The sequence below is a fragment of the Rhodococcus sp. 5A-K4 genome (genome assembly GCF_046097995.1).
In the GTDB taxonomy this organism is placed as follows: domain Bacteria; phylum Actinomycetota; class Actinomycetes; order Mycobacteriales; family Mycobacteriaceae; genus Rhodococcus_F; species Rhodococcus_F erythropolis.
Genome location: NZ_JBJURM010000003.1, coordinates 113,456 through 133,450, shown reverse-complemented (window position 1 = coordinate 133,450; position 19,995 = coordinate 113,456). Strand labels below are relative to the sequence as shown.

Here is a 19,995-nt window from a genome sequence, read left to right as displayed (position 1 = left end):
GTCGATCCCGATCACAACCGGTAGTCGAGGGCCGAGCCTCGAACCACACCGACCTTGACTCCGATGTAACCGCCGAGTGCACCCCCGGCCGCGATCAGGATCCAGAACGCCGGCGGAATCAGAGCCTCGGACCCGTCGATCTCGGAGAACGCGGAATAGCCGGCGATCAACGCACCGAACAGCACAGGCAGTATCAGCAGTGCGGCAAAGAAAGTCACCCACACCGATACGAAGCGGCCCTTCCACCGGGCAATCTCGTGCAGAACCGTCAGAACAACCAGGAAGACACCACTACCGGTCAAGACGGCCGCCAGAACTGCAAACCCGAAAGCTGAAATCAGTTCCGACTCCACCTGAATCCCCCTGTACGTCAATCACCTGCACACTCAGCCCCGACTGCGATGCGACGAGTCTATTCACGACGGACGACGTCTGTTGGCAACTCGAGTCGCTCGTCTGCCGGAAAGACATCCCGCTGACGCCTATGCTTGGAAAATGACCGAACCCGACATCAAGCCCAGAAGTCGTGACGTCACCGACGGACTCGAAAAGACCGCAGCGCGCGGCATGTTGCGTGCAGTAGGAATGGGTGACGACGACTGGGTCAAGTCGCAGATCGGCGTCGCCTCGTCCTGGAACGAGATCACACCGTGCAACCTGTCCCTCGATCGCCTGGCCAAGGCCGTCAAGGAAGGTGTCCGGGAGGCCGGTGGATTCCCCCTCGAATTCGGCACCATCTCCGTTTCCGACGGCATTTCGATGGGTCACGAGGGCATGCACTTCTCCCTCGTCTCCCGTGAAGTGATCGCGGACAGCGTCGAGACCGTCATGCAGGCCGAGCGCCTCGACGGATCGGTTCTTCTCGCCGGCTGCGACAAGTCGTTGCCCGGCATGATGATGGCGGCGGCCCGCCTCGACCTCGCCAGCGTGTTCCTCTACGCCGGTTCCACCCTCCCCGGCGTCGCCAAACTGTCCGACGGCAGCGAGCGGGAAGTCACCGTCATCGACGCGTTCGAGGCCGTGGGCGCCTGCTCGCGCGGACTGATGAGCCGCGCCGACGTCGACACCATCGAACGGGCGATCTGCCCGGGCGAAGGCGCGTGCGGCGGCATGTACACCGCAAACACGATGGCCAGCGCCGCCGAGGCCATGGGAATGTCGCTGCCCGGCAGCGCTTCACCGCCCGCACCGGACCGTCGCCGCGACGGATTCGCCCGCGAGAGCGGCAAAGCCGTTGTCGAACTCCTTCGTCGGGGCATCACCGCCAGGGACATCCTCACCAAGGAAGCGTTCGAGAACGCCATCGCAGTAGTCATGGCGTTCGGCGGATCCACCAATGCGGTGCTCCATCTCCTCGCGATCGCGCACGAAGCGTACGTCCCGCTGACGCTCGACGACTTCGCTCGCGTCGGCGCGAAGGTCCCGCACCTCGCCGACGTCAAGCCCTTCGGAAAGCACGTCATGACGGACGTCGACCGTATCGGCGGCGTCCCCGTCATCATGAAGGCATTGCTCGACGCGGGACTCATGCACGGAGATTGCCTGACCGTCACCGGCAAGACTGTTGCGGAGAACCTGGCGCACATCACCCCGCCCGATCCGGACGGCAAGGTCCTGCGGGCGATGAACAAGCCCATTCACCCGACCGGAGGCATCACGATCCTGAAGGGCTCGCTAGCTCCCGGCGGCGCGGTGGTCAAGTCGGCAGGATTCGAGTCTGATGTATTCGTCGGCACTGCACGGGTTTTCGAACGTGAACGCGCCGCAATGGACGCGCTCGAAGACGGAACCATCACTGGTGGCGACGTCGTCGTCATCCGCTACGAGGGCCCGAAGGGTGGTCCCGGAATGCGTGAGATGCTGGCCATCACGGGCGCGATCAAGGGTGCGGGTCTCGGCAAGGACGTCCTGCTGCTGACGGACGGACGATTCTCGGGCGGCACCACCGGCCTGTGTGTCGGACACGTTGCGCCCGAGGCCGTCGACGGCGGTCCCATCGCGTTCGTTCGCGACGGCGACCAGATCCGGCTCGACGTGGGTACCGGACAACTCGAGTTGTTGGTCGACGACTCCGAATTGGAAGCCCGCAAGAAGGGCTGGGAGCCGTTGCCGCCTCGCTACACACGTGGTGTGTTGGCCAAGTACTCCAAGCTCGTGGGATCAGCCTCGGGTGGAGCAGTGTGCGGCTGATCCCAGCTCGCAGCTAGATGGGCCGGTACCCGGCGCCGACGCCTCCGTGGGCATTGATCGTGTCCACGATGGAGGTCATGTTGGTGCCGAGTTCCGGCCCCAGGCACGGCACCCAGAGGTAGGCGTTGACCATCGCGACCAGCGTCGTGCCGACCGTGACCGGGGCTCCCGAATCACCGTGGTCGACGCAGATCTGAGTCCAGGTGGATGCGTCGGCGCTCAGGTCTCCCCAGACGACGCCGCAGGTGGTGCCCGTCGTACGGCCTTCCTTACAGGCTGTAGCCGGGAAGCTGGCCGGAGCGCCGATCGAGGTGATGGTTGCCGCGCCCACCGTTCGAACTGGCGTGACCTTGCCCGGATCGAACTGGATGACCCCGTAGTCCAGGTCCGGGTTCGACTCGACGAACGTGCCGACCACGCCTGCGTCCTCGTTGCTTTCCGGGATCACGAACGATCCAGGACCACCGCAGTGACCTGCGGTGATACCCACGAGTCTGCCGCCGTTGTCGTGCCCGATAGTGGTCAACGTGCAGACCAGCTGATTGTCGACGATGATGCCCGAACCACCACCCATGGGCGTGGGTGCAGCAACCGCGTTGCTACTGACGATGAACCCGAGTCCGAGTGCCAAGACCAACGCTGCCAGAGCCGAAACAATTCGCTGCAACATCACAATCTCTCCGCCGGTAATCTCCCCGCTGCAAAAAACGCATACCCCGGAAAGTGCGGACCTACGCAGCGTTTCTAGTCGGTAGCTCCGAGCGCTTCGAGCATCTTGCGTGCCTCCTCGAGTTGACGACTCAACTCGTCGACTCGCGCTGCAGCCATGTCCCGTGCAGCGACGATGATGGACTCGACAGCTTCGATGGCGGTGGGCTCACCCAACTCGCGGACAGCTCGCTCGACTGCATCGGGTGCGACCGGAACTGCTTTGCCCGGACGCTTGGCGCCCTGTGTGACCGTCACGCTCCAGTCGTTGTCCGCGCCCGCATGGATGGTGACGCTGATTCCGGCCGGCAGTTTCTTCGCACGCTTGACGGCCGGACGAGGTGTCGCGGCAGGGGCAGCAGTGGTAGTCGGTACCGGAGCGGGTGCAGGCTGCGCACGCGGCTTCGGTCGAACAGGCTCTACGAGTGGCTCCATCAGGGGCTCGGACTCCACAACTGGTTTGGGCCGTGGCGCCGGTTTGGCCGGTGCCGCGGAGACGCGGTTGATGCGCAATTCCTCTGCCTCGAAAGGTAATTCGTCGTTCACGCCCTTGGGGCGGATCATCACGGTGTTGCCGTCCACCGACACGACTTTCGCCGAGGTACCGGCTTCGATCCCCAGGCTGGGAGTCGCCTCGCGCAGATAGACGGTGGCGCGCTTGCCTTCGGCGACAGCCGTGGCGAGCGCTGCCAGATTGTCCGCAGTGAGGTGATCCGGCGTTGATGCGGCAGCGCCGGAACGTCTACGGGGTGGCATGCGCAGGTCCTTTCAGAAGTATCTCGTGCATTTCAGTATCGACAGTGCTTTTCTCGGGGCAACTCTTGCACAAGCCACCGACGTGTTGACTCTCACCGCCCGCCTGGGCCCGAGGATCCGTAGGCGGTTCGGCCAATTCAGTACTGTTCTCGGGGCACCGCGTGGAAGATGGTGGACAGAAATTCGTTGCGGCAAGAAGGAGCACGGTGAGCAGTTCGGAGTCAGAGTGGATCGACGAGGTCACCGAACCCGCCCCTGCTGAATCTCACGCTGCTGAATCTCACGCTGCTGAGCCGATCGACGTCGATGCTCATCTGCTCAGCCGGATTCAAGCCGACATCGAGGAGTCCCTCCTCGGCGGACCGCGCTGCTTCACACAGTCGCAGATCGCGGATTTCGCCGGGGTGACACGCGAGCGCGCCGATCGTCTGTGGGTGGCGATGGGCTTTGCCGTCGACGAGGATCCCGACGCCGTCATGTTCACACAGCAAGACGCCGACGCCCTCAAGACCATCACCGACATGGTCAATCGAGGCGTCATCTCGCAGAACAGTGAGGTGGCAGCTGCCCGTTCTCTCGGACAGTCGATGTCGAGGTTGGCGGAGTGGCAGGTATCGCTGATCAGCACACACATCATCGATCAGCTTGCGGACTCGGTGGATCACGAACCCGACGCCATCAGAAATGTCGTTCTGAGCCTCGGCGCCGAGATCATTCCCGCTGTCGAATCTCTGCAGACGTACGTATGGAAGCGTCACGTCGCGTCGTCGACGGGCCGCAACGTGGGAAACCCGGGCGAAGAAGTCGCGAGTCGTGTTCTGGTGGTGGGTTTCGCCGACATCGTCGGGTACACCTCGCTGACCCGCGGCCTCGACTCCGCCGAACTCAACGATCTGCTCGAGCGGTTCGAGTCCGCGTCCACCGAAATCATCGGACGCAACTACGGCTGGGTGGTCAAGACCGTCGGTGACGAGGTCATGTTTGCCGCCGAGAGTCCTCATCACGCCGCCGAGATCGCCTTGCAGATCCAGCAGGCGGTCCTCGCCGATCACGACGATCCACAGCTTCGGGTAGGTCTGGCCATGGGTCCGACGTTGGTTCGCTTCGGAGATCTCTACGGTTCGGTGGTCAACAAGGCCGCGCGCCTGACCAGCTCTGCTCGCCCCGGCACCGTGCTGATCGACTCCGAGCTGGCCACCCAGCTCGGCTCGGACGCCAATTTCAAACTGCGACACCTTCGTCCGCGACGAGTGCGCGGCATCGACCGCCTCGAGCAGTACGTGCTACGACGCAATCTGGAGCCGTGAGCTGTCAGCTCGACACTCCGCGTGCAGCCAGAAAATCGTCCACGATCTGCTCACACGCGGCCTCCCCGAGAGGCGTCAGCGTGGCCAGCTTGGTGAGCACCAAAGGTCCGACCAACTGAGCAAGTGCGACGTCGTAGTCGTACTCCCCCAACGCTTCGATCGCATCCGGTGAGCGCAGGATCCGATCGAACGCGTGACGGTACTGCTCGAAGACCGTCTGGCGCAGCGATCGCAATTCGGGCTTGTCCGTCGACAGCGCGTCGACGCTCGAGTAGCCCTTCAGCTCCGGCCCCAAGCCGAGCCAGCACATGGCCGTCACCTGGATCGGTGCGCTTTCGATGGCCTTGGCCTGACTGGTCAACAACTCGAGCAATTGCGCGCGGAGGTCACCTTCCCCGGACATCTCGGGCACCGGCGGTAAGAGGCGAGCAAATGCCGCGGCGAGTAACTCCGTGCCGCTGTCGAAATGCCGATACAACGTCGCACGTGCGACGTTGGCCAATTTGGTGACGGCATCGATCGTCACCGCGTCCACGCCGCCTTCTGCCAGCAGCTTGGTCGCCGCGTCGAGCAACCTGGACCTGGAACGCTGTTTACGCGGATCCTCGTCGCTGACCTGCTTGTCGATTTCCTGCTTGTCGATTCCCGCCGTCACAACCTCAGTTATACCCACTTGGGGGTTGTGGAACTTCTGTTCTTGTAACGATACTGATGGTCTTGTTTCTATCGGGAGGTTTCGTGAGTAGCGATACGACGCTCGAACAGTCCACGTGGACCATCCGACAGATCTGGATGCTGACGGTCGCGTGCTGCGCCGTCGCGCTGGTCGTCGCAGCGATGGCCGCTCTCAACACGGCCCTTCCCGACTTGGCCCGTGATACCGGTGCAACACAGAGCCAGCTCACGTGGATCGTGGACGGGTACACGCTCACGCTGGCTTGTCTCTTGTTGCCGGCGGGCGCACTCGGCGATCGATACGGTCGACGAGAACTGCTCATGTTCGGACTACTCGTTTTTGCTGCCGGCTCGTCGATTCCGGTCTTCGCGGACGAACCGTCGTGGATCATCGTCTCCCGCGTGATCTCCGGCGTCGGCGCCGCGTTTGTCATGCCGGCGACGCTGTCTCTACTCACTGCAGGTTTCCCGTCGGCGCAGCGTGCCCGTGCCGTCGGAGTCTGGTCCGGCGTCGCAGGGTCCGGTGCAATCGCCGGACTCGTCGTCTCCGGGCTACTCCTCGAAAAATGGTCCTGGCATTCGATTTTCGTCAGCCTGGCCGTCGTCTCGGTCCTCATCCTCGTGGTGTCGTTCACGATCGTGACGTCGAAGGACACGGAGGCAACTCCACTCGATCTACCTGGTACAGCGCTGATCGCCGGCTCGATCGGACTGTTCGTCCTGGGGATGATCGAGGCGCCGGCCCGCGGTTGGCTCGATCCGGTAGTTCTCGCGTTGCTGGTCGGCGGAATTGCCATGGCCGCGGTATTCAGCTGGGTCGAATTACGTACTCGCCATCCACTTCTGGACGTGAGACTGTTCGCCAATCGCGCATTCGGCAGCGGCGCAGCGTCACTGACCCTGCAATTCCTGGCGACTTTCGGCTTATTCTTCCTGATCGTGCAGTATCTCCAACTGGTGCTCGACTACTCCCCACTGCAATCGGCGCTCGCCCTCATGCCGATCGCTGTGCCGGTGATGGCGCTGTCCGTGGTTGCTCCCCTACTGATTCCGCGTATCGGCCTTCGCGCTCTCACCGCCACCGGTGTTGCCTTCCTCGGAACCGGAATTGCACTCTTGACGCGCTTGGACGCCAGTTCGACCTACGCCGAGGTCTGTGTCCCCTTGGTAGTAGCCGCTATCGGATTGGGCTTGTCGACAACCCCCGCCACTGCTGCGATCGTCTCCAACGCACCAGACTCCAAACAGGGTGTTGCCTCAGCAGTCAACGACGCAACCCGTGAGATCGGCTCTGCCATCGGCGTTGCACTGGCGGGAAGTATCCTCGCCGCCGGCTATGGCAATCACGTCCAGCCCGCGGTCGACTTACTGCCCGAACCCGCCAAGGAACCGGTATCCGGTTCTCTGGCCGCCGCTCTCCATGTCGCCGAAGCAGCCGGACCGCAGGGTGCCCAGTTGGCCGAATTCGCCCGTGAAGCCTTCATCAAAGGCATGGATCAAGGAGCACTCACGCTCGCCGCGATCATGTGGGTATCCGCGATCGTTCTGGGATTCTGGGCTCCGGGTCGTCAGCGAGACTGACCGCCTCGTCGGTATGCCGGGGCCTTGGTCGTCTGCTCCGATTGCAGAGTCTGCAGGAGGGGCATCGACCGGAGCGGCACCACAACCGAGAGAACCATGACGCTGGTCGACCGGGTGGCTATCCCCGACCGATTCAGTTCGAGCAGCGTCGCTTGCAAATCCTCGTGCGACGCAGCGGCAATCCGGCACAGCACGTCGCCGGAGCCTGTGGTGGCAAAGGCTTCGAGCACACCGGGGATTGCCTCGAGTTCCGCGGTGACGGTGTCGAGCGCCCCCTGGGCGATCTGCAAAGTCACGAATGCTTGTACTCCGAAACCCGCTGCAGCCAAATTGATGTGCGGCGCGTATCCGGCGATGACGCCCGCATCTTCCATCCTTTTCAATCTCGCCTGCACTGTCGCCCGCGCAACCTTGACCTGACGCGAAAGCTCCAACGCGCCGGCTCTCGGGTGCTTGTTCATCGCGTCCAACAGAGCCAGATCCACTGCGTCGAGATTCACGTCTGCTCCACTCGTCGTTCAACTATGCAAATTGCCTACAAAACAGTGCCACCATCTTCGCATTCCGGCGCTGTGTCTACTTTCAACTACCTCCGTTGACTACCCAACCTCTGAAGGACTTATCTGTTTGTACTGTCAGTGCCGAACATAACTCGAGCACCGCGCTGTGTACATCGCACTCAGAGGGGACTCACCATGACCGTCGAACAGACTCTCACCGACGACGAACAGTTGGCCGGCCTGGATCTGGAGCAATTACGCCAGCTGGTCGGACTGGTCGAGTACGACAGCGATCACGATCCCTTCCCGGTGAGTGGTTGGGACGGCCTCGAATGGATCGTCGGAAACGCCACGCAGACTTCACATTTCTTCCAGTCCGCATTCGGCATGGAATTGGTGGCCTATTCAGGCCCGTCGACGGGAAACCGCGACCACCACGCGTTTGTACTCAAGAGCGGTGCCGTGCGCTTTGTCGTCAAAGGTGCTGTGGATCCGACAAGCGAGTTGATCGCGCATCACAGCCGTCATGGCGACGGCATCCGCGACATCGCGCTCAGCGTCCCTGACGTGGACAAGTGCATCGCGCACGCCATCACCCAAGGTGCGACGGTGTTGAGCGAACCGCACGACGTCACCGACGAGCACGGCACCGTTCGCCTGGCCAGCATCGCGACGTACGGCGAGACTCGGCACACCCTCGTCGACCGTTCCCGCTACACCGGCCCTTACCTTCCCGGATACGTCGAACGGACGTCGTCGTACCGCAAGCGTGACGGCGCGCCCGAGCGCATCTTCCAGGCCCTCGACCACGTCGTCGGCAACGTCGAACTCGGCAAGATGGACCAGTGGGTCGACTTCTACAACCGGGTCATGGGATTCACCAACATGGCCGAGTTCGTGGGCGGCGACATAGCCACCGACTACTCCGCGCTGATGAGCAAGGTCGTCTCGAGCGGCAATCACCGAGTCAAGTTCCCACTCAACGAACCTGCCATCGCGAAGAAGCGGTCACAGATCGACGAGTACCTCGAGTTCTATCAAGGTCCCGGCGCTCAGCATCTCGCGCTTGCGACCAACGACATCCTCGGAGCAGTCGATGCTCTGGTCGACGAAGGAATCGAGTTTCTCTCTACTCCGGCTTCGTATTACGAGGATCCCGAATTGCGCGCGCGTATCGGAGAGGTTCGAGTTCCGATCGAGGAATTGCAGAAGCGAGGCATCCTCGTCGACCGCGACGAGGACGGCTATCTTCTTCAGATCTTCACCAAGCCGATCGGAGATCGTCCCACCGTGTTCTTCGAGATCATCGAACGCCACGGCTCACTGGGATTCGGACTGGGAAACTTCAAAGCCCTGTTCGAAGCGATCGAGCGTGAGCAGGCCGCGCGGGGCAACTTCTGAGGTAGGTCAGCTGTTTTCGGTCCACGCCCAGACCACCGCGGGTCGCCCGGTGGCACTGACCCGGACTCGTTCGTCCGTACGTTCCAGCCCTGGCAACGCTTTGAGCGTCCGGTTCAAGTTGCCCGGGTCCGGACGCACACCGGAAAGCTCCTCCGCCACGGCCAGCGCGTACGACGCCGGAAACGACGGACCCAGTAGTGCCCGCGTGAAAGCCTGATCTCGCCACAACAGGGTGTCAGCAAGGATCGGGCGGGTATCGGCGACTATCCGATTGTGGTCGAACGCAAGGTCCCCCGGGTTGTCCCAGCTCACCCATTCGGCCGAACCCGGCACCTCGTCCGACGAGATCACTGCCCACATGGTCACCGAGAGCGTCGGACCGCGGGGGTCGCGATTGGGTTCGTCGAACACGGTCAATTGACCGCTGACGAGGATCTTCTCGTCGGGAATTCCGAGCTTGGTGGTCACGGCTCGCCTGGCGGCCTCCTGCAGCCGCTCACCGGCGCCCAGCAGTACACCGGGCAGCGCCAACTGCCCGGTGTACGGCTCCGCTCGCCGCGGAGTGACGGCAAATCGCAACATCCCGGGTTCCGGATTGCCGAACCGGAGCGCGATGACATCGATCGAGACAAGTGACTGGTCCACACCGTCCATCATGCAGGCACTGGGCATCGCACCTGACGATCGACCCGGTCGGCACCGTTCGCGGTCAGCACTACCGGCGCACCCATTTCCTCGCTCAGATACCGGGCGAAATCCTCCGGGTCGGCCGGAAGTTCCTTCGGCACGACCCCTACGGCTTTCAGGGAATCTGTCAGCGCCTGCTGGTGATCGAGATCCTTCCACTCTCCGACGGGAACGAACGGCAATCCTTCGTACGCGTGCACCCCGTGGATCGGGATGCCTGCAGCCCGCGCGCGATCCATCGCGTCGAGATGAGTAAGCGCTAAGCCGTCGACGCCACCGCTCACCTCGATTGCGTAGTGCAACAACAACTCGTCGAAGTGGCCCGTCCGGAATCCGCCTTGATACTCACCCGTCCCGTTGTGCAGCTCGGGCAACACATTCGCCAGCTCCGGATCCTCCGTCGGGAACGGCCCAGCTCCGTGTCGTGTCATGTAGGTGCGGGTGACGCCGAGTACGTAACTGTCCCGGCCCAACTCGTCGATCATCGCTCGCGCGTTGGACGGCTCGACCGTCGACCACGTGGTGTGTGGGTGAAACCCCCGCCACTCGTCGAGAAGGACACCTTGTGCCCCCTCGAACACCAGACGACCACCGGCACCCAACGCGCCCAGCGCGTCCGGGTCGGAGATGTCCACGACGGCACCGAATTCGGCGTACATGTCGACCATGTCGTCGATCGGCGGAAACCCGTGGCGACTCTCCGCGATCAACGGTCCGTAGAATGTGGCCAACGCCGACAACTTACGACGCAAGGAATCAGGTCGCCGGCAGTCTCCCACCGTAGGCGCACTCGCAACTTCGAGCGCATACGCCGCCGTCTCACCGATCCCGTTGCCACACGAGCCGTGTCGGTTATCGCCGCGAGCATCCTCGCGGGCCCTGTTGGCGGCCACGTGGATCGGTGTCGTCAACAATGCGCGCGCGTCGATCCGTATCAGATCGAACGGATTTCGAACTCCGAGCGCTTCCAGTGCACGCGCTTCCCGTGCGAGCGCGATGGGTTCGACCAACACGAATCTCGAGAGAAACGTCGGGACGCCGGACAGCGTTCCCGAGCCGAACTGCGAAAACGTGTGGTGGCGCTCGCCGACCGTCACGTTGTGCGCTGCCTGTGCCCCACCGTTGAAGCGGACCACTGCGGCCACATCCAGATCGGCTCGATCGGAGCAAAGCCAATCGACGGTTGCTCCCTTCCCTGCATCTCCGAACCCGAGGTCTACCACGACGATATCGCGGTCTTCGAACGGCTCCATCATGTTCTCCTTCTAGGCGAAATCGACATCGTCCGTGCCGGTTCCGAGATCGCGGGGCAACCCGGCCACCGTCGCGGTGCTGCGCCCTGGAATCAGGGCGAGAGCCTTGCCGACAGTCTCGGCTTCAGCTCTTGAACCGATGTCGCGGAGATCCGCCAGTCCGTCACGCAGGTCGATGCGGTCCTCGCCGATTCCGACCGTCAGCGCGATCAGTTCGCACACCGCGGCGGGATCGTCGAGTTTGACGAAGCGTTCACCGAGCAACGTCTTCCAGTGATCCGCGATTTCCGGATCGTTGAAGTACGACGACTGATCCGGCAGAACGAAGTAGACGTTCCATCTTTCTTCGAGTTCACGGTAGATCGACGGCACCGACACGTCCTGACGTACCTTGTCCCCGATCACCGAACGGATGTGACGAGCCGAGAGCCGCGGCTTGTTCAGCTCGTCGCCGATGATGAAGAGGTAGCCTTTCCTTCCGCGCTTCTCCCAGGCATCCGTACTGGTGTGACGTGCCATGAAATATGCAGCCAATTCATAGCTTTCCGACTTCTGACCACCACCGTTGCCCTCGAGGAAGATCGTCCGAAGCTGCTCGTCCATCGCGTTACCCGACTCGAACTGGCCGACTTGTAGTGGCACCTGATCGGAATCGGCGTCGCCGATACCACCGAACAGAATCTGCGGATCATCCGCATATCCCTTGCGTTGCAGCAGCCCGTGCAGCTTTCCGAGCTTGTCCTGCATGATTCGAGGAACGGCGCCCATCGAGCCGGTGACATCGAAAAGCACTGCTATCGGGAGAGAATCGGGGTGCCCGTCCGAGTCTCGGCATTCACGCTTGTCGACGCCGAAGGGGTCGAGGGTCGGGTCCGCTTTCCAACTGCTTCGCGGACGCGACCGAAGCGAATCGGTGTAACCGAAATCGTCGACACCGCGTGCGGCACGAAAAGTCTTGCCCGCCAGATAGGTGTTGTCGTCCCAGTATCCGTAGCCCATGACAATCACTGTCCTTTCGTGGATGGAACGGCGAACGGACGAAATGTCCGCTGGCCATAGAGAAGATCGAGGAGTTCGTCGAACTCGCCAAGTAGGTCGACCGCGTCGGGACGCAATCTCGGGTTGTCCTGCATGCAGCCGTCGGCAAACGCCTTCATCCGTTCGTGGGTCTGCTCGCCCAGCATTCGGAGCATCAAATGATGAGCCATGTAGACGTCCCAGGCCGGAGACGCTCCTTCGCCGAGTTCCGGTGGGTACGAATCACGATCGGAACCGATCGTCGCCACCGGGCGGCTGCCCGTACGGGTGGCAAAGGACCAGCCGGCCAGCACCACCCCGTGCCGATCAGGCTCGATCAGCACGTTCTCCGCGGTAATCGCGGTGTGCACCCAACCAGTCGCATGCGCTGCTGCCAGAGCCCGAAGTAGCCGTCGGTGCATCCACGCCCAGTCCCGTGGATCGAGGCCACCTGGATACGCCTCACGGACGTCGGCGAGACTCACAAAACCTTCGGTCAGATCGTCCAACACATCGATCTGACGTCTCGTGCCGCTGCCCACATGGGTGATTCGATCGATCAATCGCGGGAAGTACGAGACTGCCCAACCGGCTTCGCACGAATTCTCGATGTCCGTCAACACATTCCGTTCGGCCTCGATCATCGAGTTCGCCCGAGGGTTTCGCGGAATCTTCAGTACGACACCGGCATCGGACCGGTACAGGTTAGCGACCGAGCCGCGCGCTACCAGTCCACCCAACGTGTACTCGCCCCGCTCGCCTACATAAACGGGTCGAGAATCTGCCGGCTCGAACTCCGCTGCCCAACTGCGGTATAGCTCGTTCAACCGAGATGTTGCGGCCGAGTATCGCACCCGATCTTCGGGCTTCGCCCGGTCCGGATGAATGGCGGAGGCGAGCCGATGAAAACGACGCTTCGCAGCGCGACGGGTGTCGAGATCGCTGGAGTCTCCCCCGAACACATCGGCCGAAACTCGTGCTGCCTCGACGATTTCAAGTGCCGTGCTGATCGTTTTCATGGTTTTAGTCTAACTGACTAAAACGAAGACGGCAAGAATGCGTATTTCATCCGAGTACATGCGCGTTACGTCCTCACCACCGAGATCCAGTTCGCCTGAAGATAGGTATACCTAACTTCAATTGCTTTCAAGGAGCACTTCATGCAAGACACGGCAACGGCAATCCGCACCCGATTCACCACCTATCGCGCTGTCGTCACAAGGAAACGAGAGATAGGACCTCATTTCGTCCGAGTGACGTTCGGCGAACTCGGCGACTACGACTGCCAAGGCATTGCTCCGAAGGTGAAGATCTTTCTGCCCGATGACGCCGACGAGGCCGCAGCCGCCCGAGAACTAACGATTCCGACCGTCGGAGCTCGCGGTTTCGAGTACGCCGACGACGCACCCAAGCCGATAGTGCGGACGTACACGATCCGCGCGCATCGCCCGGAGCTGTGCGAGGTCGACATCGATTTCGTCGTCCACAGCGACGGGCCGGCCGGCAGGTGGGTCACGAACACCGTTCCCGGCGACGTCGTCGGACTGACCAATGCCGGAGGGAACCAACCACTCCCAGAGCTGGCGCATTCTCTGGTGTTGCTCGGCGACGCTTCCGCTCTCCCCGCAATTATGACGATCTTGGAATCTCTGACCGCCGATCAAGAGGCGATCGCGCTTCTGACTGCCGATACCGCGGACGATGAAATTCCACTGGAGTCCGCCGCAGACGGGCGCGCCCGGTGGATCCGCGGCTCTGACGAGGACTCGATGATCGAGGAACTCCGTCAAGCGTTGTCGGCACATCAGCCCGACTACGTCTGGGCGGCAGGAGAGGCTGGTGCCCTCCGTGGAGTCCGGCACCTGCTCCGCCGGGACATTGGCTACTCCCCGATGAACTCGCATATCGTTGGGTACTGGAAACGCAAAGCCGACGCCGACGAGGTGGCCGACGACGTGTTCGCCCGCATGCATGCGGCGGTCGCCGACGGACGGAACCTGACGCCTCAGGAACTCGACGAACTGACAGTCGACGATGTGGAGTACCTACCGACGAAGCCGTGAAGCGTGAGGGGAGGCAGTGGTGCGCGTCAAATCGACGAACGCCGCGGAGTGCGCCGGTCCGCGAGTACACGCCGCGCATCTTCGCCTCGACCACGACGTGGATGTACACAGCCACGACGCCGTGGAATTGGCTCTCGTTCGAGATGGCCGAGCGGTCCAGCGCAGTGCCGACGACGTGACGGACATACGTTCGGGTCACCTACTGATCCTCGCTCCCGGCTCGCGCCACAGCCTCGAATCGAACCGCCTGCTGACTACCAATGTGTTTCTGGATCCGACTCTGTTCGCCGACGAGTTGTCATGGATCACGAGAGTCCCGGGCTGGGGCGCCGCGGTGTCACCGGAGCCGCGCGCCCCTCGGCCCGTTCTGACCCTCGATGTCGACGACCGCACCCCACAACTGGCCGAACTTTTTGACGAACTCGCAGCAGGGACGGGCCGATCCCGAGATCTCGGGACTGGGGTTTTCGAGCAATATGCCCTTCTATTCGCAGCGTTCTCCGTGCTCGAGCCTCTCGTCTCCGCCACGGTAAGCCACAGTGAACAACGCGGTTACCGTGCGACGGTCGAGCAGGCTGTCGAGTTGATGAACAATTCCCTCGATCATCCGTGGACTCTGAGTTCGCTGGCCGCCGAGGTAGCGCTCTCGCCTTCACAATTGAGCCGCGTGTTCGTTGCCGACACCGGCTCCAGCCCGATGTCCTATCTCCAAACTTTGCGCGTCGAGCGTCTCGCATCCCTGTTGCGCACAACGGAACTCAGCGTTGCTGGGGCCGCACGCGCCGTTGGATGGCATGACCCCGGCCACGCAGCGCGCAGGTTCCGGTCCCGGTGGCAGTGCAGCCCGGTCCAGTACCGCGAACGGTTTCGCTGATCACCCGGCCTTTCCGGCACCCAGCCTTCCCGTCAGCTTGTGGTCCTCCCGGCACCCTGGGCCGCAACAGCTTTGCGTAGCTCGATCACTGTCGGACTGCTGTCGCCCTCGCGGGTACACAGATCGATCGAACACTGCTCGATGTCGGAAATGCGCACGAAACTGATATCCGAGCGGGTGTAGTACTCGGCAATGGTTGCTGCCGTTATCACCACCGCCCGACCGTTGGCGACAACCTCGAGTGCTTCGTCCATCGTGCGGACCGAGGGACCGTACCGGACGGGTACACCACTCGGGCGCGGGTCCACCGACCACCATTTCACCCATTCGGGTGGTGCGCCGTCACTCGAAACCTGCACAGTCCCATCTATTTCAGAAATCTCGATGCTCGCGCGACCCGCCAGTTGGTGCCCTCGAGGCAGAGCCACCACCCGCGGTTCGACGCCTATCCGTTCGAGCACCACACCGTCGAGCACCGGCAGTGGCGGTCGCACGAATGCCGCGTCGACGGTCGCACTCGCCACCGCCGAAACCTGTTGGGACCAATCCAACTGGACGAGCTCCACCTCCGCATGCAACGAATCGATCACCGCACGCCCCAAACTCCCGGCAGCCCCGTTGATGAATCCGATCCGCAACCGCCTGGCCCGCCGACGCTCGAGTGCGTCGAGACCGTTCATCGCGCGAACGGCAAACTCGAGAGCGGGCCGCGCATCCGCGACGAACACCTCACCCGCGGCGGTGAGCACCACCGGATGCGAACTGCGATCGACCAACTCGACTCCCACCTGCTCCTCGAGTCGTCGAATCTGCTGACTGAGGGCGGGCGCGGTGACGAACAGCCGGTCTGCCGCTCGCCCGAAGTGCCCTTCCGCCACGACGACGAGCAACGAGGACACCAAACGCAGATTCAGATCTTCGCCTCTTCTCGCCTTCTTCATTACCGTCCATTCGGTTGTTTTAGGCCCGCCGCTCGACTTAAAGTGACGACCATCACGGTATCTGAACAGCGGAGTTAAGCAAACTGGCAATTCTCGAACGAAGATCTACATGTACAGCGAATGCCTCGCCAGGTCACAGTTGTCGCAGATCCGGACAGCCCGCCGAATCTGCGAAACCAGGAGATGTGATGAGCAAGTACGAGCACGAATTCGTCCACATGATGGATGGCGTCGAAAAGCAATTGGAAACCATCGACAATCCGCGGCACCAGAAGATCCTCCGTAACTACCGACGCCACGCCTTGCTCGAGGTCTCCGGTCGCTACAAGGAAATCCTCTCGCCGGACATGACCGTCGAAGAACCCGTCTACCGGTTGTTCGAAGACGGTCAGTCGATTGTCCTCGACGGCATGGACGCCGTCACCACCTTCTACCAGTCACTCGCCGAGACGGACACCCTTGTCATGTGGACCGGGAAGTCCGACTTCGCCGTATCCGACAGTGGGTTCTCCGGCGAGACCCTCTTCAGTCAGTTCGTCCCCGGTTCGATCCTCGGAGACGGGGTGTTCGGCGCGGTGCACGAATCGGGCGGATCCACGTCCGCAGCCCCCGAACAGTCGTCGGGCATCGACTCCGACGGTTGGTATCTCGTGCGTCGGACCTTGGCATTCGTCTGGCCGTACGACGAGCAGGGTCGACTCATCGGTGAGCACGTCTACGAAGATTCTGCTTCGAAAGTCGTCACCAAGGTGGATCCGAGCGAGGTCATCACGGCAGCGCGCGCAGCCGAACTGCTTGCCCCACTGCTCGAAACGCACCTGCCGTGAGCGCGCCCGTAGCCATTGTCACGGGCGCAGCGGCCGGGTTGGGCGCCGCTATTGCCGAGCGGCTTGCCGAGGACTTCGGCACCCTGCTACTACTCGACATCGAAGAGGCTGCACTCGCCGACACCGCAGCACGCCTGGAAAGCCTTGGCGTCGATCGGTGCCCGCTTGGGCGGTGACACGCTCGCGCACTACGGGCCGTCGAAGGCCGCCGTGATCGAGATGAGTCACAGCGTCGCCCGGATCGGCGCGACTCGAGGGCTCCGTTCGAACACGGTCATGCCCGGGCTGATCCTCACCGACATGTGGCTGCGAACCATCAAGGAACTGCGTCGGCGCGATGCTGCACTAGCGGGCGTTTCCGATGCTGATGTCTTCGATTCTTTTGTTGCCCAAATGGTTCCGATGGGTCGAGCCCAGACGCCCGGAGACATCGCCGAGATGGTCGCGTTTTTGCTCAGCGACAAGGCTCGCAACGTCACCGGGCAGACGATTGCCGTCGACGGCGGCGCCGTGATGACCTGATCGAGTCGATGGCGGTCAGCCCCAGCGCGACTGACCGCCGTCGAGCGGGATCGTGGCACCCGTCAGGTAACCGGCGTCTTCGCTGACGAGGAAGACGACGGCACGACCGATGTCGGTCTCGGGATCTCCGACGCGTCCCAGCGGGATACCCGCGACAAAAGCCGCCGCCTCTTCCGGATTCTTGTCCATCCACCACTGCAACGCGGGGGTCTTGGCGTGCGGGGCGACGTTGAGAACGCGGATGTTGTCCTTGCCCCATTCGCAGGCGGCAGCGCGGGTCAACGAGCGCATGCCTTCCTTGATGGAACCGTAAGCGCCGTAGTTACTCGCATCCCAGCGCACGGCTGCCGAGGTGACCATGTTGATGATGACGCCACCGCCACGACTGTTCATGTGCGGGTACGACGCCTGCATCATGCGCAGGGTGGCGAGTGGGCCCGTCGCGAAAGAACGCTCGAAGTCTTCGTCCAGCACGCTCAAGAGCGGGCCGGGCTTGCAGTCGTTGGCGTTGTTGACCAGGATGTCGATTCCGCCGAACAGTTCGACGGTTCGGTCCACGGCCGCCGTGATGTCGTCCTTCTTGCTGACGTCACAAACCACGGCCTCACCGCGCGCACCGATGTCAGCGAGTAGTCCGCAGGTGGTGTGCAACTTGGATTCGGTGCGACCGGCAACGGCGATCACGGCGCCCTCTTTGGCCAAGGCCAGGGCAATCCCCTGCCCGATTCCCTGACCCGCACCCGTGATGAGTGCAACTTTGCCTTCGAGCTTGCCCATGTGACTACTCCAATGTCTGTCGACGCAGAGGTCCCTTTGCGGGAAGGACCGGTCGATTCTGGTGACTGCCGCCGTTTGTCGTCTACACTCGACCTACAAAACAACCAAGCACTTGCTTGACCCTAAGGTGTGCGACCACGTCACGTCAATCACATTGGGCGGCAATTCAGCTCGGCACCGCACCAGGAAGGCTCCACCGTGACACTGCCCAACCCCGTCGATTTCAGCGGACGCTCGGTGATCGTCACCGGCGGCACCAAAGGCATCGGCTACGTCATCGCCGAAACCTTCCTCGCCGCGGGTGCAAACGTGCTGGTCTGTGGCCGTAACGAGCCCGAAAACCTACCCACCGCCGACGGCCGTAGCGCAGCCTTTCGCGCCACGGACGTCCGCGATCCCGCCGACGCCGCAGCCCTCGTCCAGGATGCCGTCGAGCGCTTCGGCCGTCTGGACGTCCTGGTCAACAACGCCGGCGGCTCCCCCGATGCCGATGCTGCGACGGTGTCACCCCGCTTCGTCGAGAAGATCGTGGCCCTGAACCTGTTGGCACCCTTCAACGTTGCCCAGGCCGCCAACGCAGTGATGCAGACTCAGGACGACGGCGGTGCCATCATCAACATCGGCAGTGTCTCGGCAATCGATCCGCAGCCCGGAACCGCGGCGTACAGCGCAGCCAAGGCCGGCCTCCTCGTTCTGACCAAGGCATTGGCCCTCGAATGGGCGCCGAAGGTCCGGATCAACCACATCACCACCGGCCTGATCCGTACCGAGGCTGCCGCCGAGGTCTACGGCGCCGACGGCGGCGCGGCGGTCACCAGGACCATTCCGATGGAGCGCATGGCCGTCCCGGCCGATATCGCAAACTCCTGCCTGTTCCTGGCGAGCCCACTCTCCTCGTACGTCAACGGCGCCGACATCGCCGTTCACGGCGGCGGTGAGTACCCGGCTCGCTACATGGCGACCCATCAGGACTGAACACAAGCACAGAGCAGCCCCTGAGCGAATCGCTCAGGGGCTGCTTCTTCGTGCAAACAACTGCGGGGCGCGACAAGGGGTCAAGCACCCCGCAGTTGAGTCTGGAGGGACTAGTGAGCGGAGAAGCTCACTCGTGCACCGGAAATCGCTACCTGATCACCCTTGGTGACCTGGAAAGCCAAGTCGTCGGGAGTTCCCCACGCAATGATGGACGGCGACTCACCCGGATGGATCGCCGCAGCGAATCGACCTTCGAGACTGACAAGATCAGCCGGATGCACTCCGGCGACCCGAGCAAGCTCGAGTGTGCTGGCGGCCAACGTGCACAGCCCGTGCATGATCGGACGCGGCTGGTTGATCCGCGCCGCAGCCTCGGGATCGATGTGGATGTGGTGTTTGTCGCCCAGGAGCCGGTACATCGCCGTCTGGTTCTCCGCTGTGGTCAGCACACCGGTCAACGAAGGCTCACCGGTCGGCTCCGCCGGACGTGAGGGTCCACGTTCTCCGCCGAATCCGCCGGCACCGGGAGCAAAAAGTGACCAGGTCGCGACGAAGTATTCGCACTCCACCTTCACTTCGAAAACGGCCGCAGCACCCTTGTCCCACACCTCGCCGACCGAAGCCTTCAACGTCACCTCACCGCTACGCGGAAGCGGAGCAAGCACTTTCAACTCTTGCGAGCCGTGCAGTGCCGTCGAGGTGTCGAAGGCGCCCGCCGAACCCAGAGCGTCGGGAGCCCACTGTGCCAGTGTGAGAGCAAAAGTCGGCAGTACCCGAAGCTGATCCTCGAAGACGAGGTCCAGCTCGGTTGCCTTGGCGCCCACGGCGAGTGCGTACAAGATCGCGTCGCGCTCGGTGTACGCCACGGTGCGGGTACCGAGATCGGCTCCGCGCCAATCGCCGGCGGTCTTCGCAGCTTCCGAAGTTGTCACTGTCATTTC

Annotated in this window: 22 protein-coding genes; 10 read left to right on the top strand and 12 right to left on the bottom strand. The window is 62.7% G+C overall.

From position 1 onward, the window contains the following. Nucleotides 1-11: 11 nt before the first annotated feature. Nucleotides 12-353, bottom strand: coding sequence for a hypothetical protein (locus ACKAMS_RS05270; RefSeq protein ID WP_019745280.1), 342 nt, complete (start codon nt 351-353; stop codon nt 12-14). A gap of 142 nt (nt 354-495) precedes the next feature. Between ACKAMS_RS05270 and ilvD the strand changes: the two genes are divergently transcribed. Further along, nucleotides 496-2,190 (top strand): dihydroxy-acid dehydratase, encoded by a 1,695-nt coding sequence (gene ilvD, locus ACKAMS_RS05265; protein WP_003940201.1) that lies wholly within the window; start codon nt 496-498, stop codon nt 2,188-2,190. 13 nt (nt 2,191-2,203) lie between these two features. On the opposite strand, the gene ACKAMS_RS05260 is transcribed toward ilvD, so the two are convergent. Together ACKAMS_RS05260 and ACKAMS_RS05255 are read right to left on the bottom strand one after the other, a co-directional pair. Continuing rightward, nucleotides 2,204-2,860 carry a hypothetical protein gene (locus ACKAMS_RS05260; RefSeq protein WP_020970777.1) on the bottom strand — a complete coding sequence of 219 codons (657 nt, stop codon included), beginning with the start codon at nt 2,858-2,860 and terminating at the stop codon, nt 2,204-2,206. A 74-nt stretch (nt 2,861-2,934) separates the two neighbouring features. After that, nucleotides 2,935-3,654 (bottom strand): DUF6319 family protein, encoded by a 720-nt coding sequence (locus tag ACKAMS_RS05255; RefSeq protein ID WP_003940205.1) that lies wholly within the window; start codon nt 3,652-3,654, stop codon nt 2,935-2,937. 206 nt (nt 3,655-3,860) lie between these two features. On the opposite strand from ACKAMS_RS05255, the gene ACKAMS_RS05250 reads away from it, so the two are divergent. Next, nucleotides 3,861-4,961, top strand: coding sequence for an adenylate/guanylate cyclase domain-containing protein (locus tag ACKAMS_RS05250; protein WP_021345531.1), 1,101 nt, complete (start codon nt 3,861-3,863; stop codon nt 4,959-4,961). A 4-nt stretch (nt 4,962-4,965) separates the two neighbouring features. Here ACKAMS_RS05250 and ACKAMS_RS05245 read toward each other — a convergent pair whose 3' ends face one another. Continuing rightward, complete coding sequence (locus ACKAMS_RS05245; RefSeq protein ID WP_019745284.1) at nt 4,966-5,616, bottom strand: TetR/AcrR family transcriptional regulator; 651 nt, start codon at nt 5,614-5,616, stop codon at nt 4,966-4,968. Between the two features lie 56 nt (nt 5,617-5,672). Here ACKAMS_RS05245 and ACKAMS_RS05240 point away from each other — a divergent pair, with 56 nt between their 5' ends. Continuing rightward, complete coding sequence (locus tag ACKAMS_RS05240) at nt 5,673-7,217, top strand: MFS transporter (RefSeq protein WP_134999034.1); 1,545 nt, start codon at nt 5,673-5,675, stop codon at nt 7,215-7,217. On the opposite strand, the gene ACKAMS_RS05235 is transcribed toward ACKAMS_RS05240, so the two are convergent. Beyond that, nucleotides 7,205-7,717: an Lrp/AsnC family transcriptional regulator gene (locus ACKAMS_RS05235; RefSeq protein WP_003939810.1), complete on the bottom strand. Its 513-nt coding sequence runs from the start codon at nt 7,715-7,717 to the stop codon at nt 7,205-7,207. The two genes, ACKAMS_RS05240 and ACKAMS_RS05235, sit on opposite strands and share 13 nt — an antisense overlap. A gap of 195 nt (nt 7,718-7,912) precedes the next feature. Between ACKAMS_RS05235 and hppD the strand changes: the two genes are divergently transcribed. Next, nucleotides 7,913-9,118, top strand: coding sequence for a 4-hydroxyphenylpyruvate dioxygenase (gene hppD / locus ACKAMS_RS05230; RefSeq protein WP_058037677.1), 1,206 nt, complete (start codon nt 7,913-7,915; stop codon nt 9,116-9,118). 6 nt (nt 9,119-9,124) lie between these two features. Here hppD and ACKAMS_RS05225 read toward each other — a convergent pair whose 3' ends face one another. From ACKAMS_RS05225 to ACKAMS_RS05210, 4 genes are read right to left on the bottom strand one after another with little or no spacing between them, the layout of a single operon-like run. Beyond that, nucleotides 9,125-9,775 (bottom strand): NUDIX domain-containing protein, encoded by a 651-nt coding sequence (locus ACKAMS_RS05225; RefSeq protein WP_070795673.1) that lies wholly within the window; start codon nt 9,773-9,775, stop codon nt 9,125-9,127. After that, on the bottom strand, nt 9,772-11,061 hold the full coding sequence (locus tag ACKAMS_RS05220; protein WP_408988698.1) for an adenylosuccinate synthetase: 1,290 nt from the start codon (nt 11,059-11,061) through the stop codon (nt 9,772-9,774). The genes ACKAMS_RS05225 and ACKAMS_RS05220 overlap by 4 nt, the downstream gene beginning before the upstream one ends. Nucleotides 11,062-11,070: 9 nt before the next feature. Further along, the gene (locus ACKAMS_RS05215) at nt 11,071-12,057 is read right to left on the bottom strand and encodes a hypothetical protein (RefSeq protein ID WP_020970783.1); all 987 of its coding nucleotides are present in this window, start codon (nt 12,055-12,057) and stop codon (nt 11,071-11,073) included. 5 nt (nt 12,058-12,062) lie between these two features. Then, entirely contained in the window at nt 12,063-13,094 is a 1,032-nt protein-coding gene (locus tag ACKAMS_RS05210) for a hypothetical protein (protein ID WP_134999033.1), read from the bottom strand. 141 nt (nt 13,095-13,235) lie between these two features. On the opposite strand from ACKAMS_RS05210, the gene ACKAMS_RS05205 reads away from it, so the two are divergent. Together ACKAMS_RS05205 and ACKAMS_RS05200 are read left to right on the top strand one after the other, a co-directional pair. After that, nucleotides 13,236-14,138 carry a siderophore-interacting protein gene (locus ACKAMS_RS05205; RefSeq protein WP_081051142.1) on the top strand — a complete coding sequence of 301 codons (903 nt, stop codon included), beginning with the start codon at nt 13,236-13,238 and terminating at the stop codon, nt 14,136-14,138. A gap of 19 nt (nt 14,139-14,157) precedes the next feature. Then, on the top strand, nt 14,158-15,012 hold the full coding sequence (locus tag ACKAMS_RS05200; protein ID WP_158510638.1) for an AraC family transcriptional regulator: 855 nt from the start codon (nt 14,158-14,160) through the stop codon (nt 15,010-15,012). Between the two features lie 32 nt (nt 15,013-15,044). Here ACKAMS_RS05200 and ACKAMS_RS05195 read toward each other — a convergent pair whose 3' ends face one another. Then, complete coding sequence (locus tag ACKAMS_RS05195; protein WP_408988697.1) at nt 15,045-15,953, bottom strand: LysR family transcriptional regulator; 909 nt, start codon at nt 15,951-15,953, stop codon at nt 15,045-15,047. Between the two features lie 188 nt (nt 15,954-16,141). Here ACKAMS_RS05195 and ACKAMS_RS05190 point away from each other — a divergent pair, with 188 nt between their 5' ends. The 3 genes from ACKAMS_RS05190 to ACKAMS_RS05180 are packed head-to-tail and all read left to right on the top strand — an operon-like array spanning nt 16,142 to nt 17,302. Next, on the top strand, nt 16,142-16,780 hold the full coding sequence (locus ACKAMS_RS05190) for a hypothetical protein (protein WP_097386875.1): 639 nt from the start codon (nt 16,142-16,144) through the stop codon (nt 16,778-16,780). After that, on the top strand, nt 16,777-16,956 hold the full coding sequence (locus ACKAMS_RS05185; protein ID WP_020909129.1) for an SDR family NAD(P)-dependent oxidoreductase: 180 nt from the start codon (nt 16,777-16,779) through the stop codon (nt 16,954-16,956). The genes ACKAMS_RS05190 and ACKAMS_RS05185 overlap by 4 nt, the downstream gene beginning before the upstream one ends. Continuing rightward, a complete protein-coding gene (locus tag ACKAMS_RS05180) occupies nt 16,946-17,302 on the top strand; it encodes an SDR family NAD(P)-dependent oxidoreductase (RefSeq protein ID WP_408988696.1) in 357 nt (118 codons plus the stop codon). Before ACKAMS_RS05185 ends, ACKAMS_RS05180 begins: the two co-directional genes overlap by 11 nt. A gap of 15 nt (nt 17,303-17,317) precedes the next feature. Here ACKAMS_RS05180 and ACKAMS_RS05175 read toward each other — a convergent pair whose 3' ends face one another. After that, on the bottom strand, nt 17,318-18,079 hold the full coding sequence (locus ACKAMS_RS05175; protein WP_020909130.1) for an SDR family NAD(P)-dependent oxidoreductase: 762 nt from the start codon (nt 18,077-18,079) through the stop codon (nt 17,318-17,320). Nucleotides 18,080-18,277: 198 nt separating this feature from the next. On the opposite strand from ACKAMS_RS05175, the gene ACKAMS_RS05170 reads away from it, so the two are divergent. Beyond that, entirely contained in the window at nt 18,278-19,054 is a 777-nt protein-coding gene (locus ACKAMS_RS05170) for an SDR family oxidoreductase (protein ID WP_003940546.1), read from the top strand. Nucleotides 19,055-19,164: 110 nt separating this feature from the next. Here ACKAMS_RS05170 and ACKAMS_RS05165 read toward each other — a convergent pair whose 3' ends face one another. Then, nucleotides 19,165-19,986: a MaoC/PaaZ C-terminal domain-containing protein gene (locus ACKAMS_RS05165; RefSeq protein WP_069145788.1), complete on the bottom strand. Its 822-nt coding sequence runs from the start codon at nt 19,984-19,986 to the stop codon at nt 19,165-19,167. Nucleotides 19,987-19,995: the final 9 nt, after the last annotated feature.